This is a genomic window from Sediminibacillus massiliensis (assembly GCF_900156915.1).
In the GTDB taxonomy this organism is placed as follows: Bacteria; Bacillota; Bacilli; order Bacillales; family Amphibacillaceae; genus Sediminibacillus_A; species Sediminibacillus_A massiliensis.
Genome location: NZ_LT732535.1, coordinates 2748957 through 2768078 on the forward strand (window position 1 = coordinate 2748957; position 19122 = coordinate 2768078).

Annotated in this window: 15 protein-coding genes; 8 read left to right on the top strand and 7 right to left on the bottom strand. The window is 41.3% G+C overall.

What is annotated here, in order from left to right:
- Window positions 1–15: 15 nt before the first annotated feature.
- The 6 genes from mnmG to rpmH form a co-directional block, all read right to left on the bottom strand.
- The gene (mnmG, locus tag CZ434_RS14245; protein ID WP_077623771.1) at window positions 16–1905 is read right to left on the bottom strand and encodes a tRNA uridine-5-carboxymethylaminomethyl(34) synthesis enzyme MnmG; all 1890 of its coding nucleotides are present in this window, start codon (window positions 1903–1905) and stop codon (window positions 16–18) included.
- Between the two features lie 60 nt (window positions 1906–1965).
- The gene (mnmE, locus tag CZ434_RS14250) at window positions 1966–3342 is read right to left on the bottom strand and encodes a tRNA uridine-5-carboxymethylaminomethyl(34) synthesis GTPase MnmE (protein WP_077623772.1); all 1377 of its coding nucleotides are present in this window, start codon (window positions 3340–3342) and stop codon (window positions 1966–1968) included.
- Window positions 3343–3755: 413 nt separating this feature from the next.
- The gene (gene jag / locus CZ434_RS14255) at window positions 3756–4373 is read right to left on the bottom strand and encodes an RNA-binding cell elongation regulator Jag/EloR (protein ID WP_077623773.1); all 618 of its coding nucleotides are present in this window, start codon (window positions 4371–4373) and stop codon (window positions 3756–3758) included.
- The gene (spoIIIJ, locus tag CZ434_RS14260; protein ID WP_077623774.1) at window positions 4373–5155 is read right to left on the bottom strand and encodes a YidC family membrane integrase SpoIIIJ; all 783 of its coding nucleotides are present in this window, start codon (window positions 5153–5155) and stop codon (window positions 4373–4375) included. The genes jag and spoIIIJ overlap by 1 nt, the downstream gene beginning before the upstream one ends.
- Window positions 5156–5330: 175 nt before the next feature.
- Window positions 5331–5672, bottom strand: coding sequence for a ribonuclease P protein component (gene rnpA, locus CZ434_RS14265; protein ID WP_077623775.1), 342 nt, complete (start codon window positions 5670–5672; stop codon window positions 5331–5333).
- A 175-nt stretch (window positions 5673–5847) separates the two neighbouring features.
- Window positions 5848–5982, bottom strand: coding sequence for a 50S ribosomal protein L34 (gene rpmH / locus CZ434_RS14270; RefSeq protein WP_077623776.1), 135 nt, complete (start codon window positions 5980–5982; stop codon window positions 5848–5850).
- Window positions 5983–7367: 1385 nt separating this feature from the next.
- Here rpmH and dnaA point away from each other — a divergent pair.
- The 8 genes from dnaA (at window position 7368) to CZ434_RS14315 (ending at window position 17867) form a co-directional block, all read left to right on the top strand.
- Window positions 7368–8720: a chromosomal replication initiator protein DnaA gene (dnaA, locus tag CZ434_RS14280; protein ID WP_077623778.1), complete on the top strand. Its 1353-nt coding sequence runs from the start codon at window positions 7368–7370 to the stop codon at window positions 8718–8720.
- Between the two features lie 198 nt (window positions 8721–8918).
- Window positions 8919–10058, top strand: a complete 1140-nt coding sequence (dnaN, locus tag CZ434_RS14285) for a DNA polymerase III subunit beta (RefSeq protein ID WP_077623779.1) — start codon at window positions 8919–8921, stop codon at window positions 10056–10058.
- A gap of 247 nt (window positions 10059–10305) precedes the next feature.
- Entirely contained in the window at window positions 10306–10527 is a 222-nt protein-coding gene (gene yaaA / locus CZ434_RS14290) for a S4 domain-containing protein YaaA (RefSeq protein ID WP_077623780.1), read from the top strand.
- 73 nt (window positions 10528–10600) lie between these two features.
- Window positions 10601–11713, top strand: a complete 1113-nt coding sequence (gene recF / locus CZ434_RS14295; protein ID WP_077623781.1) for a DNA replication/repair protein RecF — start codon at window positions 10601–10603, stop codon at window positions 11711–11713.
- A gap of 16 nt (window positions 11714–11729) precedes the next feature.
- A complete protein-coding gene (gene remB / locus CZ434_RS14300; RefSeq protein ID WP_077623782.1) occupies window positions 11730–12014 on the top strand; it encodes an extracellular matrix regulator RemB in 285 nt (94 codons plus the stop codon).
- 43 nt (window positions 12015–12057) lie between these two features.
- On the top strand, window positions 12058–13974 hold the full coding sequence (gyrB, locus tag CZ434_RS14305) for a DNA topoisomerase (ATP-hydrolyzing) subunit B (RefSeq protein WP_077625202.1): 1917 nt from the start codon (window positions 12058–12060) through the stop codon (window positions 13972–13974).
- A 133-nt stretch (window positions 13975–14107) separates the two neighbouring features.
- Window positions 14108–16675, top strand: coding sequence for a DNA gyrase subunit A (gene gyrA, locus CZ434_RS14310; RefSeq protein ID WP_077623783.1), 2568 nt, complete (start codon window positions 14108–14110; stop codon window positions 16673–16675).
- Window positions 16676–16769: 94 nt separating this feature from the next.
- Window positions 16770–17867, top strand: coding sequence for an HD-GYP domain-containing protein (locus tag CZ434_RS14315; RefSeq protein ID WP_179107279.1), 1098 nt, complete (start codon window positions 16770–16772; stop codon window positions 17865–17867).
- 101 nt (window positions 17868–17968) lie between these two features.
- On the opposite strand, the gene CZ434_RS14320 is transcribed toward CZ434_RS14315, so the two are convergent.
- Window positions 17969–18934: a YaaC family protein gene (locus CZ434_RS14320; protein ID WP_179107280.1), complete on the bottom strand. Its 966-nt coding sequence runs from the start codon at window positions 18932–18934 to the stop codon at window positions 17969–17971.
- Window positions 18935–19122 lie beyond the last annotated feature (188 nt).

Genomic DNA, 19122 nt, shown 5'->3' on the forward strand with positions numbered 1-19122 from the left:
AATCCTTTCACATGCTTATTGATTAGATACTCTGGTTACATTTCCCTGTTCGATATAAACGAGTAAAATGGAAACATCAGCCGGGTTTACACCGGAAATGCGGGAAGCTTGCCCAACAGAAAGCGGCTGGACTTGTTTCAACTTTTCTTTCGCTTCTGTGGCTATTCCGCCAATTGCGTCGTAATCGATGTTCTCCGGAATTTTTTTGTTTTCCATTTTCTGCATTCTTTCGACTTGCTGGTTCGATTTCTCGATATATCCTTGATATTTTGTCTGTATTTCGACCTGTTCCTTTACACCTTCCGGCAATTCTTTCTCTGCCTTGGTCAGTTTTTGGATCAGTCGATAAGTCATTTCCGGCCGTTTTAGAAGATCAGAAGCTTTTACCGCTTCTTTCAACGGTGTTCCCCCAGCCTCACTGATCACTTCTTGCACATGGTCTTCCGGTTTCAAAATGACTTTGCTTAGTCTTTTTCTTTCTTCCTCAATCAGGCGTTTCTTTTCATTGAACAAATCGTAACGGTCTTGTTTGATCAAGCCTAATTTGTAACCAATGTCAGTCAACCGCAGATCGGCATTATCATGCCGCAAAAGCAAACGGTATTCCGCTCTGGAAGTCAAAAGACGATATGGTTCATTGGTTCCCTTTGTAACAAGGTCATCTATCAATACACCGATATATGCCTGGGAGCGGTCCAAAATCAAGGTGTCAATATCAAGTGCTTTCGCAGCTGCATTGATTCCTGCCATGATTCCCTGTCCGGATGCTTCCTCATAACCTGATGTGCCATTAATTTGGCCAGCTGTAAACAATCCCGGTATTTCTTTCAATTCCAAAGTTGGCCATAGCTGTGTAGGTATGACGGAATCATATTCTATCGCATAACCGGCACGCATGATTTCAGCTTTTTCCAATCCGGGAATCGTTCTGAGCATTTCTTTCTGTACATATTCAGGAAGCGAGGTCGATAGTCCCTGCACATAAATTTCTTCCGTGTTCCTTCCTTCTGGCTCAAGGAATATTTGATGGCGGGGTTTATCATTGAACCGAACCACTTTGTCTTCGATAGAAGGACAATAACGCGGGCCGGTTCCTTTGATCATACCGGAATACATTGCTGACAAGCTTAAATTGTCATCAATGATTTTATGAGTGAATTCGTTCGTGTAAGTCAGCCAGCAAGGTATCTGCTCCTGAATAGCTTCTGTTGTCTCATATGAAAAATGTTGTGGATTTTCGTCTCCAGGCTGTATTTCCGTTTTGGAATAATCAACCGTATGACTGTTCACCCTTGGTGGAGTTCCTGTCTTGAATCGGACAAGTTTGATTCCCAGTTCCTCCAAATGTTCGGAAAGGGCTGTTGAGGCACGTTGATTGTTAGGTCCGCTTTCATAGGAAAGGTCACCAATGATGACACGTCCCCGCATGAATGTTCCGGTGGTTACCACTACGGACTTTGCATAGTAAGCAGCCTTTGTTTCTGTAACTACTCCTTTACATTCACCATCTTCCACGATCAATCGTTCAACCATTCCTTGTCTCATGGTCAAATTCGGTTCGTTTTCAAGCGTTTTTTTCATTTCCATTTGATACAGAGGTTTATCCGCTTGTGCACGCAATGCACGGACTGCAGGGCCTTTGCCGGTATTTAACATCCTCATCTGGATATACGTCTTGTCGATCACTTTACCCATTACTCCACCCAATGCGTCTATTTCCCTAACAACAACACCTTTGGCAGGGCCACCGACTGAAGGGTTGCACGGCATGAAAGCGACCATATCCAGGTTCATCGTCAACATCAATGTTTTAGCACCACGGCGGGCGGACGCCACTGCAGCTTCACAACCAGCATGGCCGGCCCCGACTACTATTACGTCATAATGTCCAGCATCATAAGTCATTTGCTGTCTCTCCTTTTATTTAAAGATAGCAATCAGGTATATAATCCTTCATCCTATCGTCTATTTTCCTAAGCAGAACTGGGAAAACAACTGGTCAATGAGGCTTTCGTGAACCGTATCCCCAATTATCTCTCCGAGTATTTCCCATGTCCTTGTTACATCAATTTGCACTAAATCAATCGGCATCTGCGCTTCCATTCCATTCATTGCATCGTTCAGAGCTTCAAGTGCCTGCTTCAACAACTGTATATGTCTGACATTGGAAACATACGTTAAGTCACCAGCATCTAAATCCCCTTCAAAGAAAGTCTCAGAAATAGCTTTTTCTAAATCATCTATCCCTTTCTCTTCTATAAGGGCCGTTGTTATAACCGGCTGGTCACCAGCCAGTTTCTTCACTTCGTCAACATCGATTTTCCTTGGTAAATCCGTCTTGTTGACAATTACAATGACTTCCAAACCTTCTACAGCCTTAAACAAATTGCGGTCTTCCTCGGACAACTCTTCCCCGTTGTTCAAGACAAGCAAAATCAAATCGGATTCCTTCAGGACTTGATGCGATCTCTCGACACCGATTCTTTCCACTATATCTTCTGTTTCCCTGATTCCAGCCGTATCAACCAGTCTTAGCGGAACGCCCCGGACATTGACATACTCTTCTATTACGTCTCTTGTTGTGCCGGGAATTTCGGTTACGATTGCTTTGTTTTCATGTACAAGCGCATTCATCAGAGAAGATTTCCCTACATTGGGACGTCCGATAATAGCTGTACCTAATCCTTCTCTTAGAATCTTACCTTGCTTGGCTACTTCTAGTAAACGTTCAATTTCCCGATAGACCTCTCTTGTTTTTTCCATCATCATGTTATTGGACATTTCTTCTACATCGTCATATTCGGGATAATCGATATTCACTTCCACATGGGCGACTGTTTCCAATAATTCCTGTCTTAACTTTTGAATCAGTTGAGAAAGCCTGCCATCCATTTGCTTTAGTGCTACATTCATGGCTTTATCGGTTTTGGCCCGGATTAAATCCATGACAGCCTCGGCTTGAGACAGATCGATCCTGCCATTCAAGAACGCCCGCTTGGTGAATTCACCGGGTTCTGCCAGTCTTGCTCCTTGTTGCAGGACAATTTCCAATAACCGATTGACAGAAACCAGTCCGCCGTGGCAATTGATTTCGACCACGTCTTCCCTGGTGAATGTCTTAGGTCCTTTCATGACTGTTACCATGACTTCTTCAGCCACTTCGTTGGTAGACGGATCAATGATTTTTCCATAGTGAATGGTATGGGAATCTACCGTGGTCAAATCTTTTCCGTCAAAAAGCTTTGCAGCAGTTGAAATAGCTTCAGGACCGCTTAAACGGACAATCGCGATTGCTCCCTCTCCAATCGGGGTCGAGATGGCAGTAATTGTATCTGTATCCATGCGTTTCACCTCCACTTATTAAAAAAATGATTTATATATAAATGATTTCTGTTCATTCATTTGTTTGCTAGTGCTTTTAATCAACCACTAACGTATTAGAATACCACACATCCGCTATTTTGAAAAACTAATTATCCACACACTGTTTTATGTTAAAACAAAAAAGTTATCCACATGTGAATAAAGGGATGCGGTCGAAAATAGCAATATCCACATTTGCATCCAAAAAAATATTTTACCACTTTTTGTGGATAATATATAGAATGGAAACCTGGAATCGGTCATTATTTTTACATGAGTTTGGCTTATTCCCTCATTGTCTCCTTTCCCAAGCAAGGATATTCAAATATACATACAGCAATAGGCACAAAAAAAGAAGCCTCTGGGTAAGAGACTTCTTCAAAAACCTTTATTTAAGATGGTTTTATGACAACATGCCGGTTAGGTTCTTCCCCAGCAGAGTGTGTTGTTACTTTATCGTGATGCTGAAGAGCAGTATGAATGACTTTTCTTTCATACGAAGGCATCGGTTCTAAAGAGACTTCTTTTCTCGTACTGATTGCCTTTTCCGCTAATCGGCTGGCTAGGTTGTGTAATGTTTCTTTCCTCCGCCCCCTGTATCCTTCTGCATCTAAATGGACGGTATAATACTTATCCGCACTGTTATTCAATGCAAGCTGCAGCAAATATTGCAGAGCATTGAGGGTTTGTCCCCTTTTTCCTATCAAAATGGCTATTTTGTCGCCTGTTAGTTCGAATGTCACTTCTTTCCCATTCACAAACGAAGACACTTCGACATCTGCACCCAATTGTTGGGTTACCTGTTTTATATACGTTTCAGCTTTCTGAATCGGGTTTTGCAGAACAGAGACTTTGACGATTGCCGGCTTGGAACCAAACAAACCTAGCAGGCCTTTTTTCCCTTCGTCAATAATCTCGACATCAACTTGGTCCCTTATGGTGTTTAACTGCTTCAATGCTGATTGGACCGCATCTTCAACTGTTTGGCCAGTAGCAGTTACTTGTCTCACTATTTGCTTCCTCCTGTTTCAGGATCAGTGTTTTTCATCATCGGTTTACGAATAAATAGTGTTTGCAATACCATAAAGATGTTACCGACTACCCAGTATAGCGCCAATGCTGACGGGAAGAACACAGCTACGACGCCAATCATGATCGGCATCATATAAAGCATCATCGTCATTTGCGGCATCATGGCGTTTTGCGTTGTATTGGTGCCAGCCATCATCAATTTTTGCTGCAAGAAAGTCGCCCCTGCAGCAACAATCGGCAGGATGAAGAAAGGATCTGGATCTCCCAACTGGAACCATAGGAAACTGTGCGTTTTGATTTCTGCAGTCCTCATGATTGCATGGTAAAAGGCTATCAATATCGGCATCTGCACGATCAATGGCAAACAACCAGCAAGCGGGTTTACACCATTTTTTTGGAAAAGCGCCATCGTTTCCTGCTGTAACTTTTGCTGTGTATTAGCATCTTTGGAACTATATTTCTCTCTTATTTTCTGTAATTCAGGCTGGATATCCTGCATTGCTTTGGAACTTTTCAATTGCTTGATGTTCAAAGGCAACAACACCAGACGAATTAAAATAGTAACAATGACAATGGACAATCCATAATTCTCATTAAACATTTCAGCTACATAAGTAATTAACCAAGATAAAGGATAAACGAAATAAACGTTCCAAATTCCTTCACTTTCACTCGTAATATCTTGGTCCACTTCCGTACAACCGGAAAGCAGGCCTAGTACTAAGGTCAAGGCCATCAATAAAAAGACCTTTTTGCGCAATTTACTTCCTCCTTACTCGACTTCCTGGTGGATATATTAAAGATTTTGTTCATAAACTTAAATAAGAATGCTATCTTCTGATATTGCTGGACCAGCAATCCATTCTCCATCGTTGAACAGCCTCTAAGTTGTATTCTACCATTTATACTCTTCTAGTTTCTATATAAATTAGGAACTATTTCGAAAGCAGCCTGGATTTCGACAAAACATGGATGAGGCTTTTCTTGATTTGATGGTAATCCATGTCTTTGACAGGGGTTCTTGCGATGATAATTAAATCATACTGATGATGGATTTGATCTTCAAGTTCAAGGAAAGCTTGTCTGAGATAGCGCTTTACCTGATTGCGGACCACAGCATTCCCTATTTTCTTGCTCACCGACAGGCCAATCCGAAAATGAGGTTGTTGCTCTTTTTTCAAAAAATATAACACAAGCTGACGATTAGCAAACGATTTTCCTTTTTTAAATACATGTTGAAACTCTTCGTTTTTCTTCATCCGATGAGCTTTTTTCATGGGTGGATTCCCTCCATTTGAGAATACAGCCCTCTTAGCCAACAGAGCATAAATTTATCTTATCTATTAACTGCATTAATATGCAATCTCTATTGGACCGACTGATTGCTTGTACGATCGTAACAGCCAGCAAGATACTGATACGAAAAAAAAGACCACTGAAATTGTCAGTGGCCTATGCAGATAATACTTTTCTTCCTTTACGACGACGGCGAGCTAGAACTTTACGTCCGTTCTTTGTGCTCATACGCTTACGGAAGCCGTGAACTTTTTTACGTTTACGATTATTTGGTTGAAATGTACGTTTCATCTATAATACACCTCCCTGAGGATTTAAAAATTCAATTATTCAAAAGACAGTCCAACTTATTATAAGTAATAAACACTTCTTCTGTCAACTCGATTTAGAAAGAAGACCGTTATTTAATGATTGTTGCTTGTACATAATATCCATAAACTACGACATCACTTTTTATGGCTTTCTTCCATTCTTTTGGAATTGAGTGGTAGTCCAGCGCTACGGAAAAATACTCCCTTTCCGGGGGCAGCACCTCAGCCTCCTCTTGAGCAAAAAGCGCTCACTGCGGGGTCTTCGGAAGCTGCTCTTTCCCCAGGAGTGTCGCATTTTTCCTCCGCTTTGGATAGATATCTGATTAGGCGATAAGTGGCCCTAAAATATGTTTAGTTTGCGTATATGACGTATCCCCCTAAACAAAATTCAGAAAGCACCTAACAACGGAGTCAGAACACGTAGTCTCCCCGAAGATACAAATCAATTTTTTCTTCGTGCGATGTAATGCTGACGAAGCCTTCCTTATCCTGTGGGTTTCTGTATTTTAAGTAGAAAAATCTCTATAACTCTTCAACTGGTATTTCCTCTTGCTTAAACAGAATGCCAATCCAAGCGGAGGAAAAATGCGAGACTCCAGTGGGAAAGGAACAGTCTGAAGATCCCGCAGGGGCGTTTTTTGCACCGAACTGAAGCGTTCCCCACGGAAAGCGAGTATTTTTCCGCAGCGTCGGGTTACTCAATTAACATCAGAAGAAGAGAAATCTTCACAAAATAGAATTGTTACTATCGCATTTTCCCTCAACAGTCAATTTAATTTCGTTTCTTAAAAAGTAAAAAGAAGATCGACTAGAACTACGAATTACTATATCATATTTTTTATCCACAGGGCATGTATACATTTTTTCCATCCACATTTATTTTTCCACAACACCTATCGACAATTTAATCACAAAATATAGTGCTGTGGATATTCTTTGTCTACAACCTGTAGTTTTTGTGGATAACTGTCGAAAAACCATTGCGTCATCCGTTTTTATTTGATATCATATTTGTGTTTTAACAGTTGAAAACTATATTGGCCGATTATCATTATCCACAGATTGTGGATAGTCTGTGGACATTTACACACAACCCTGTTTTTAAAGTTATCAACAATGTTGTGGAATACTTCGATAACCTGATTCATACCCCGATATGACCGTATTATATTATCCACATCTTTTATTGGTAAATTCTCACACCTTTCGATCTTTCTTCTAGTGAAACCAGGAAAGATTGCGAGAGGTTTTTTATTTCTGTGCACTTTAAGAACATACATTGTCTGATCTGCAGCATTTAAAAAAAGGGCTTTAATTAGTCCGCTCATTGATAATTATATTCCGTTTGGGAGGGGTGACGACCGGTTGGAAAACATACAAGAATTATGGACAAACACGCTGAAAACCATCGAAGGAAAGATCAGTAAACCAAGCTATGACACCTGGTTGAAAAACACAAAAGCTGATGCACTCCAGGAAGACACACTGATCATTTCGGCACCGAATGAGTTCGCACGTGATTGGCTGGAAAGCCGTTATACAAATTTAATTTCAGATGCTTTATTCGAGGTCACTGGTGCTGAACTCAAAACGAAATTCATCATACCGGAAACGATGAATGAAATTGATGAAGTCAAACCACCGGTGAAAAAAGTTCCTGATAAGAAGAAAACAGACAACGGTGAATCGCCAAAATCGATGCTTAACTCCAAATATACATTTGATACTTTCGTCATCGGTTCTGGAAATAGATTCGCCCATGCAGCGTCGCTGGCCGTCGCAGAAGCTCCGGCAAAAGCTTACAACCCTTTATTCATTTATGGAGGGGTTGGCTTAGGTAAAACCCACCTTATGCATGCAATCGGCCATTATGTACTCGATCATAATCCAAATGCGAAAGTGGTTTATTTGTCGTCGGAAAAGTTCACTAACGAATTCATCAATTCGATCCGTGATAACAAAGCTGTCAATTTTCGCAATAAATATCGAAATGTCGATGTCTTACTAATTGACGATATTCAGTTCTTGGCCGGGAAAGAACAAACACAAGAAGAATTTTTTCATACATTCAATACTTTGCATGAAGAAAGCAAGCAAATCGTCATTTCAAGTGACCGGCCGCCGAAAGAAATTCCTACTTTGGAAGACAGGCTGCGTTCACGATTTGAATGGGGATTAATTACCGACATTACTCCTCCTGATTTAGAAACAAGGATTGCCATTTTAAGAAAGAAGGCAAAGGCGGAAGGATTAGATATACCAAACGAAGTCATGCTTTATATTGCCAACCAAATCGACACAAATATTCGGGAACTTGAAGGAGCCTTAATCCGGGTAGTCGCTTACTCTTCCCTGACAAATCAGGATATTGACGCTTCTCTGGCTGCAGAAGCACTGAAAGATATAATTCCGAGCTCCAAACCGAAAGTAATTACGATAGATGCAATACAGGAGATAGTCGGGGAAAAATATAATGTGAAACTGGAGGATTTTGCGGCAAAGAAACGGACGAAATCGATCGCTTTTCCGCGCCAGATCGCCATGTATTTAACTAGGGAACTTACGGATTATTCCCTTCCTAAAATTGGGGAAGAATTCGGGGGACGTGACCATACCACCGTCATTCATGCTCATGAAAAAATTTCGAAAATGGTCAGTCAGGATAATGCACTGCAAAGAGAAATAGAAGAAATTAAGGAAAGATTGAAGTCTATTTAAAACGAAACGGCCTTTTCCACATGTGTATAACGTGAATAACCCGTCCACACTTACTAACAGTCTATCCACAGCCGGATAGGCTTTGTTTCCCTGGTTGTTGTAAAGTTATCCACATAATCACATGCCCTATTACTATTACTACTATTTTTTTATTAATAATAAATATATAATATACTTCCCTTAGGAGGATTTATTTTTATGAAATTTGTCATTCAACGCGATGAGTTAATGAACAGTTTGCAGAATGTAATGAAAGCCATATCGCCCAGAACTACGATTCCTATTCTTACCGGAGTGAAAGTGGAAGCAACCAACCATGGAATAACCCTGACAGGGAGTGATTCCGATATCTCTATCGAATCTTTCATTCCTGCAGAAGAAGACGGAATAGTATATGTCGAACAAATCGAACCTGGTAGCATTGTCTTACAAGCCAAATATTTCCCTGATATTATTAAAAAACTTCCAGAAAAGACAGTCGAAATCGAATCTGACGGATTAAAAGTAACCATCCGTTCGGGTGGATCTGAATTCCATCTGAATGGACAAGATGCGGATGAATATCCACAACTGCCCAAACTTCATACTGAAGACAGTTTTGATTTACCCACAGATTTACTGAAAAATTTGATCAAGCAGACCGTTTTTGCCGTATCCACAGTGGAAACAAGACCGATCCTTACAGGAGTCAACGTTAAAGTCGAAGAAGGCTTCTTAAACTTTGTAGCAACGGACAGTCACCGGCTCGCTTCTAGAAAAATACCTTTGGATATCGATCCAGCCAATTTGAAGTTCAGCAGCGTGGTCATTCCGGGGAAAAGCTTGAATGAACTGAATAAAATTCTTGAAGACACGCAGGAGAATATTGAAATAAGCGTAACGGAAAACCAAGTTCTTTTCCGTACGAAACATCTGTACTTCCTTTCCCGTCTGTTGGATGGAAATTACCCGGAAACTTCACGGTTGATACCTGAACAAAGCAAAACGATCGTCCACAGTGCAACCAAAGAATTGCTCCAATCAATCGACAGGGCATCCTTGCTTGCGAAAGAAAGCAGAAACAACGTCGTCCGGTTGATGACAAAACAAAATGCACAAGTGGAAATCAGCAGTAACTCGCCTGAAGTCGGGAATGTGACAGAAGAAGTAACGGCTAAATCGATCGAGGGTGAGGAATTGAAAATCTCGTTCAGTGCCAAATACATGATGGATGCTTTAAAAGCTGTCGAAAATGAACAAGTCAGAATTGAATTCACAGGGGCAATGAGACCATTTATCATCAGACCAATAGATAATGATCAAATACTACAGCTGATTCTTCCGGTCAGAACTTATTAATCGTCCCTTTGTTGAGCGTGAGCATATATTAATAAAAGTATCAACTTTTCCAGACAAAACTCTTACCGTTTTAAGCATCGGTAAGAGTTTTTACCTGTTGGAAAATCCGGCCGGTAATAATCTTGTATAAGCTGCATTGTAAAATAAATAATAAAAGAGCAAATGTGTTTTATCTTTATACCGTTTCCTTTTCTTCTCAACCAATCTTTAGTAAAATAAATAGAAGGCAAAAAAATAAGGTGATAAAATGAGCGAACAAATCGAAATATCTACAGAATACATTCAATTGGGTCAGTTTTTGAAACTGGCCAATGTTTTGGAAACAGGCGGAATGGTGAAATTGTTCCTTGCAGAGTATGAAGTATATGTCAACGGTGAGTTGGAGAGCCGCCGGGGACGAAAGCTTTACCCTGGGGATTCAGTGGATATAGAAGAAGTAGGTAGTTTTACAGTAGCTAAGTCTCCTTGATTCTAAAGGAGCTTGTTAGCAGAGATAGATGTACTCGTGCTATCGGGGGATAGTAGGAAGAAAGGGAATTTAGATGCATATTAATCAGCTAACCCTTAAGAATTACCGTAATTATGATCATTTAGAGCTAACATTCGATGATAAAATCAATGTCATTATCGGAGAAAATGCCCAAGGCAAGACCAACCTGATGGAAGCTATCTATGTTTTGGGCTTTTCCAAGTCACATCGTACACCAAGAGATAAAGAACTTGTTCAATGGGAGAAAGAATATGCTAAAATAGAGGGAAGTGTGTTCAAGAGAAACAGGAAATTCCCACTCGAAATCATCATTTCTTCCAAAGGCAAAAAAGCAAAGCTGAATCACTTAGAACAAAAGCGTCTTAGCGATTACATTGGAGCATTGAACATTGTCATGTTTGCTCCAGAGGACTTAAACCTAGTAAAAGGGAGTCCTCAGGTCCGAAGACGTTTTATTGACATGGAAATAGGACAGATACAACCTGTTTATATATACCACCTTGGTCAGTATCAAAAAATCCTGAAACAGAGGAACCACTTGCTGAAAGATCTTCAAAGGAAACATCAATCTGACCGGACGATGCTCCAAGTTCTTACCGACCAGTTGATTCAGCATGCGTCGATTATTGTCGAAAAACGATTTGCTTTTCTCAAGCTGTTGAGAAATTGGGCAGCACCGATCCATAAAGGGATCAGCAGAGGGCTGGAAGAACTGGAAATTCATTATGATGGGTCTGTAGAGGTATCAGAAGAGTGGAATAGGGAGAAAATAACTAGTATATATACCCAGAAATTCTCTGAAATGGAAAATAGAGAAGTAGAACGGGGGAATACATTGATCGGTCCCCACCGGGATGACTTGTTTTTCCTGGTAAATCAAAAAGATGTACAGACCTATGGTTCCCAGGGACAACAGCGGACAACGGCATTGTCATTGAAACTTGCGGAAATAGAGTTGATCAATAATGAAGTAGGCGAATATCCGATTCTCCTTTTAGACGATGTTTTGAGTGAATTGGATGACTTCAGGCAGTCACATTTACTGCATACCATTCAGGGAAAGGTCCAGACATTCGTTTCCACAACAAGTGTGGACGGAATCAAACATGAGACACTTGAGAAAGCTGAATTGTTCAGGATTGAAAAAGGACGAATCGTCAAATAGAAATGGGGGAAAAAACGTGTTTATTCATATTGGGGCAGACAATGTTATCCGTTCAGAAGATGTAGTGGCTATTATTGACCATCAACTGGTATCTTCATCCACTATTAACGAACAGATGCTGTTCAATCAACGGAAAAACAAAAAGGTACTTGATCCTTCCGATGAAGCCGTAAAATCCTTGGTCATCACGAAGGAGTATATCTATTACAGTCCCCTCTCGGTCCTTACTCTAAAGAAACGGGCCAGTATGATTTCCACCATAAGCAAACTAGAAGACTACTCAGAGTCTTTTGATGAATAAATCGCTAGGTAATAACCCTTAATAAGAAGTGTAGGTGAAAGAATTGGCAGACAATATACTAAACGAACAATCGTATGATGAAAGTCAAATTCAAGTATTGGAAGGTTTGGAAGCCGTCCGGAAAAGACCAGGAATGTATATAGGTTCAACGAACGTAAAAGGTTTGCACCACCTGGTATGGGAAATTGTCGATAACAGTATCGATGAAGCACTTGCAGGTTATTGTGACCTAATCGAAGTCATTATCGAGAAAGATAACAGCATTACCGTCACAGATAATGGACGCGGTATTCCTGTTGGTATCCAGGAAAAGACAGGCCGGCCTGCGGTTGAAGTAATCATGACGGTCCTCCATGCAGGAGGCAAATTCGGAGGCGGCGGCTACAAAGTTTCCGGGGGACTGCACGGTGTAGGTGCTTCGGTTGTAAATGCCTTGTCTAGTGAGTTGAATGTGTACGTATACCGGGATGGGAAGATCCATCACCAAGGATTTAAACGAGGCGTGCCGAATGAGGATTTGAAAGTAATCGGAGAAACAGATAAGACAGGGACCAAAACTCATTTCAAGCCCGATCCGGAAATATTCGAAGAAACAACATACAATTTCGAAACGTTAGCCCAAAGGCTGCGGGAATTGGCGTTTCTGAACAAAGGACTTACAATCAGTGTCCAGGATAAAAGGGAAGACAAAGAGCCCGAGAAATTCCACTATGAAGGTGGAATCAAGTCCTATGTGGAACATTTAAACCGCACGAGAGAAGTACTGCATGAGCCTTTCTTCGCAGAAAAGGAAGAAGAACAGCTGACTGTCGAAGTTGCCTTGCAATACAACGATGGCTTTGCTAGTAATATCTACTCGTTTGCCAATAATATTCATACTTATGAAGGCGGAACCCATGAATCAGGTTTCAAAACGGGACTTACCAGAGTCATCAATGATTATGCCCGTAAAAATAATATGTTTAAAGAAACAGATCCAAATCTCTCGGGAGATGACGTCCGGGAAGGCCTGACAGCGATCATTTCCGTCAAACATCCAGACCCGCAGTTTGAAGGACAGACAAAAACGAAATTGGGAAACAGCGAGGCACGGACCGTTACAGACCAAGCCTTCAGTGAATTGTTCTCCAAGTTCCTTTTTGAAAATCCTGATACAGCCAAAATTGTTGTCGAAAAGGGTTTGATGGCTTCCAGAGCAAGAATAGCAGCGAAGAAAGCAAGAGAACTTACCAGGCGAAAAAGCGCGCTTGAAGTTTCCAACCTTCCTGGTAAGCTCGCTGATTGTTCTTCAAAAGATGCCAATATCAGTGAACTTTATATTGTTGAGGGTGACTCTGCAGGCGGTTCTGCAAAACAGGGAAGGGATCGTCACTTTCAGGCAATTCTTCCATTGCGCGGTAAAATCATCAATGTCGAAAAAGCCCGTTTGGATAAAATCTTATCAAACAATGAAATTCGGACCATCATTACTGCTCTTGGTACGGGAATCGGCGAAGACTTTGATATATCCAAAGCACGTTACCATAAGATAGTGATCATGACCGATGCAGATGTTGATGGTGCTCACATCCGAACCCTGCTGTTGACTTTCTTCTATCGCTACATGCGGCCATTGATCGAATATGGTTACGTATATATCGCCCAACCGCCTTTGTACAAAATACAGCAAGGTAAAGCAGCCTATTATGCCTACAATGATAAAGAAATGGACAGAATCCTTAACGAGATTCCGAAAACACCTAAACCAGGACTTCAACGTTACAAAGGTTTGGGAGAGATGAATGCCACCCAGCTTTGGGAAACTACTATGGATCCTGACTCAAGAACCCTGCTTCAAGTAGGCTTGGAAGATGCCATGGATGCTGACCAAATTTTCGATATCCTGATGGGTGATAAAGTAGAACCGAGAAGAAACTTCATCCAAGACAATGCACAGTATGTGAAAAACCTGGATGTTTAATTCTTTAACAATAGAAATCTGATGAAATTAATATGCAGAGACTGCCCGTTTATAATGGCTTTCGGAAGCTGATCGAAATTCCGGGGGACACCTGTTGCAGTCTCTCTTCCTCATTCTGATAGGAGGTAATCTTATGGTGGATCAACCACGTCCCCAAGTACAAGAAGTGAATATTAGCCAAGAAATGAGAACATCTTTTCTGGATTATGCGATGAGTGTCATCGTCTCCAGAGCCCTGCCCGATGTCAGAGACGGCCTGAAGCCGGTACACCGCCGAATTCTTTATGCTATGCATGATTTAGGGATGCATTCAGACAAAGCATATAAGAAATCTGCTCGTATCGTCGGTGAGGTAATCGGTAAATACCACCCACACGGCGACTCGGCTGTATATGAGGCTATGGTCCGGATGGCTCAAGATTTCAGTTACCGGAATATGCTTGTAGACGGCCATGGAAACTTTGGTTCCGTCGACGGTGACTCTGCAGCGGCCATGCGTTATACAGAAGCGCGGATGTCCAAAATATCGATGGAGTTGTTGAGAGATATCAACAAAGATACCATTGATTATACCGATAACTATGACGGATCCGAAAAAGAGCCGATTGTCTTTCCATCCCGTTTTCCTAACTTGCTGGTGAATGGAGCATCGGGAATCGCGGTAGGTATGGCGACCAACATCCCGCCTCATAATCTAGGAGAAACCATCGACGCCGTCCTGGCACTGAGCAAAGACCCAGATATCACCATTGAAGAGTTAATGGAAAACCATATATTCGGCCCTGACTTCCCGACAGCCGGTGAAATACTTGGAAGAAGTGGAATCCGTAAAGCTTACGAAACCGGTAAAGGATCGATTACTATCAGGGCAAAGACCCGGATCGAGGAGCAGTCCAACGGAAAATCCACTATTCTCGTTGACGAACTCCCTTATCAAGTCAACAAAGCAAAGTTGATCGAGAAGATTGCAGAGCTTGTTCGCGATAAGCGGATTGAAGGCATCACAGATTTGCGGGATGAATCAGACCGGAATGGCATGCGGGTCGTCATCGAGCTGCGCCGGGACGTCAACCCAAATGTGGTATTAAACAACCTTTACAAACAGACTGCTATGCAGACATCTTTTGGTATCAACATGCTTGCACTTGTAGACGGTCATCCGCGAGTTTTAAATCTGAAACAAACACTAAAGTATTATCTAGATCATCAGAAAGTCGTCATTAAGAGAAGAACGGCTTACGAGCTGCGAAAAGCAGAGGCGAGAGCGCATATCCTGGAAGGCCTGCGTGTTGCTCTTGATCATTTAGATGAAGTCATTGCCCTTATCAGACAATCTCAAACAACAGACATTGCAAGAGAAGGATTAATGACGAACTTCGAACTCTCTGAGAAACAGGCACAAGCCATCCTGGACATGCGTTTACAACGACTGACCGGATTGGAAAGGGAAAAAATCGAACAAGAGTATCAGGACCTTATCAAACTGATTGCCGAACTGAAGGCAATTCTTGCTGATGAAGAGAAAGTATTGGAAATCATCCGAGAAGAACTGACAGAAGTCAAAGAGCGGTTCAGCGATGACCGACGTACACAAATAGCGATCGGCGGTACGGACTTTATCGAGGACGAGGACCTGATACCGGAGGAAAATGTCGTCATTACATTGACACACCAAGGCTATATCAAACGTCTTCCTTCTTCCACTTATCGTTCCCAGAAACGGGGCGGTAGAGGAATACAGGGAATGGGTACGAATGACGATGATTTTGTCGAACATTTGGTTTCCACTTCAACCCATGACACCCTCCTTTTCTTTACGAATAAAGGAAAAGTTTATAGGGCGAAAGGATATGAAGTTCCTGAATTCGGAAGGACGGCAAAAGGAATACCGGTCATCAACCTCATCGAAATAGAAAAAGAGGAATGGATCAATGCTGTCATCACCGTCAAAGAATTTGTCGAGGATTGGTATTTATTCTTTACGACCAGACAGGGTATTTCCAAACGGACCAAGTTATCCCAATTCGCCAATATAAGAAAAGGCGGCTTAATCGCTTTAAACTTACGGGAAGAAGATGAATTGATTTCCGTCAGGTTGACCGATGGTGAACAACATATCATGATCGGTACGCAAAATGGTTATCTGATCAGGTTCCCGGAAGATCAAATCAGATCGATGGGACGGACAGCAGCAGGCGTTAAGGGTATTTCATTAAGAGACGATGACAAAGTCGTATCGATGGAAATAATTGAAGACGGGCTGCAAGTAATGAATGTTACAAGCAAGGGTTATGGTAAACGGACACCGGCGATTGATTACCGTATAACCAATCGTGGCGGTAAGGGTATTGTCACTTCCAACTTAACAGAAAAAACCGGCAAAATCGTTGCTGTAAAAGCGGTGACCGGTGAGGAAGATGTCATGATCATTACTGCAGCAGGTGTACTTATCCGAATGCCTGTCGAAGGAATTTCGGTAACCGGAAGAAATACACAAGGGGTTCGCTTGATTCGACTGCAAGAAGATGAAGAAGTTGCTACAGTCGCCAAAATCGAAACTGAAGAAGAACTGGAAGAGGTTTTGGAAGAAACGGAAACTACGGTCGAAGAGAATGAACAAATTCCTGTTGATCCAGAAAAGGTAGAAGAACTGCTGGATGAACAAGAAGAGAAAGAATTGGAAGAGGACGACGAGGAATAACTAGGAACGAATTAGGGACTGGCTTAGATCAAAGGCCAGTCCCTATCTATAATTGCATGGCGAGTAGCAGTAAGGAATCTTAAGGGGGATGAAAATGAGAGTGCATCCGGAGCAGTTGGTCCTGGGGTGTGTTGTCACGAAAGATGTAATTGGCAAAACAGGCCGGCCGATAGTTGTTGAAAAAACAGTTTTAAACGAAAAATTAATTGAATTTTTGCAAAGGTTTTTAATTAAAGAAGTAGAGGTATCCTCCAAGCTTTCCGATGGTACCGCTTTTGTTCCTGAAGATTATCCGACTGACTCCCGCAACACACAGGAAAAACATGAAAGAAAAGCGGCCCAAGAAAATCTATCCTTCATGGAGTTATACTATCATACCGTAAAACAATATAAGCTGTTGTTCGATAGTTGGAGACAAGGAGCAGAAGTCGATCCACTTACCGTCAGCAGACTGTTATTTCCACTTTTGAAAAAACTTGATGAGATAGGTCTGAAAATTTTATCACTTCAAAGGCTGATACCGAAAGAAGATTACATATATCACCATCCAGTTATGACTTCTCTTCTCGCTTCTTTGCTTGCCAGGAAATGCGGCTATGAAAAAGAGGCAGTCCAGGTGGGAATTGCCGGTTTCCTGGCTGACTGCGGAATGGCTAAATTGGATGAATCGATTATTATGAAAAAAGGGCCTCTTACGAAAAAAGAGTATGAAGAAATGAAAAAGCATCCGACCTATTCTTACCGGATGGTGGAAAACATCTCTTCCATCACCAAAGATGTTAAATTAGGCATTTTGCAACATCACGAAAAATTGGATGGAACCGGCTATCCGATGGCGGTTAAATTGGAAAGAATCCATCCATATGCCAGGATATTGGCAATATGCGATATGTACGATGCAATGACCTCTGAACGAATGTATCAGGAGAGGCAGTCACCTTTCAAGGTGGTGGAAGAAATGGTTTATGACCAATTCGGAAAATATGACCACCGTATGGTCGAGGCATTTGTGTCTACTTTGACAAATTTCTCGGCAGGCACAAAGGTAAGGCTATCTTCTGGAGAAGAGGCGGAAATAGTTTTTATTGAATCCAAATTCCCGACCCGCCCGATGGTAAGATTGATTGAGAAAGAAATGATCGTTCCATTGAAAGACGAAAAGTCCTTATATATCGAGGAAATATTGAACTAATTGAAGAACTAAGGGATAAAGTGAACCTTCAATCACTGCGGTTATGGCCAGCGTCCGCTGATTGTTTGCTGCATTGCGATTTTGGTGCAGACGACTCTCCCTTAGTTCTTTTTATTGTGCTTTTCCAACAAGTAATATCCAAGTATATTCGGGATTTTTTGGGAAGTTACTTCCATGAATAAACGAATGAATGAATAGTCGGTATTAGGCAGTGTATGAAGAAGGTCGCCCCACCACTCTGTCTCATATCGGCATATCATGCTTAAGTTATATAAAAGCAAATAATGTGACATCACCTCATGCCAATTGTGACCAGAGCGTTTACGGACAGGGAAATAAACATTTTCTTCTTCCAAATGGAATACAGCCGGTGAATTCATAAGTGGAGACACGTATTCGGAAAGCTTTATAACGAACTGTTCTTTCTCCAGCTGGTGGTCCATCACCGGAAAATAGTTGTTTATATACGAGAGAAAGCTTTTTTCGGTGAGATGGAAGTCATCCAGTATGTTTGCAGGAAAAGTGAATGTTTTTTCTTTTATAGAACCCACTTTTATCAATGGAAAACTGCCAGCATGAAAAAAGAACAAGTCATTCATTTCCGGTATCCCTTCCAGCAGTTCCTGCATCGTTTTTTTCTCATTGCTCCTATTTTCCATATGGAATAGATGACTTGCGAAATAAGGAAAAAGCCCTTTATGCTGTATTTTGACTTCATCTTTTAAAAAGGAGTATTGCTGTTTTTTCCTTTTTCTAGTTGATACCCCGTGGGCCAGAACAGACGTGTTCTCCGGATATCCCGGTTTAACAGTCAGCAGGCATGCCTTCAACAGGTGAACCATCCCATAAAAGTAAAGAATCGGTTGTATCATAAAAGGGGAATCTTTTCCCGATTTATAGAAAGTCTGCCCATGCTGCAAATAATAAAGAAAACGGTAGCAATTTTGATAGCCGTATTTTTGGGGATCGTCCATCTTTTCTTTTTCATAGCAACTTGTCAAATATTGTTGAGCCGATTCAGCTGAATGTAAGTAAGTAAGAAAGCTGTTGACCTTATCCTTCCACATAAAGTAATCCCTTTCAATATCCATCGATAATTTCTGAATTTTCCTACATTTAAAAAGAAAACGCAGTCATTTTTTTCTAGTCAAAAAATGTAGAATTTAAGCTTGAAAAAGCAAAACGCTTGTCGTATTGTAAGTAACAATAAGATTTTAGGTACTTGGAATTATTTTAACCAATTTAACACAAACCA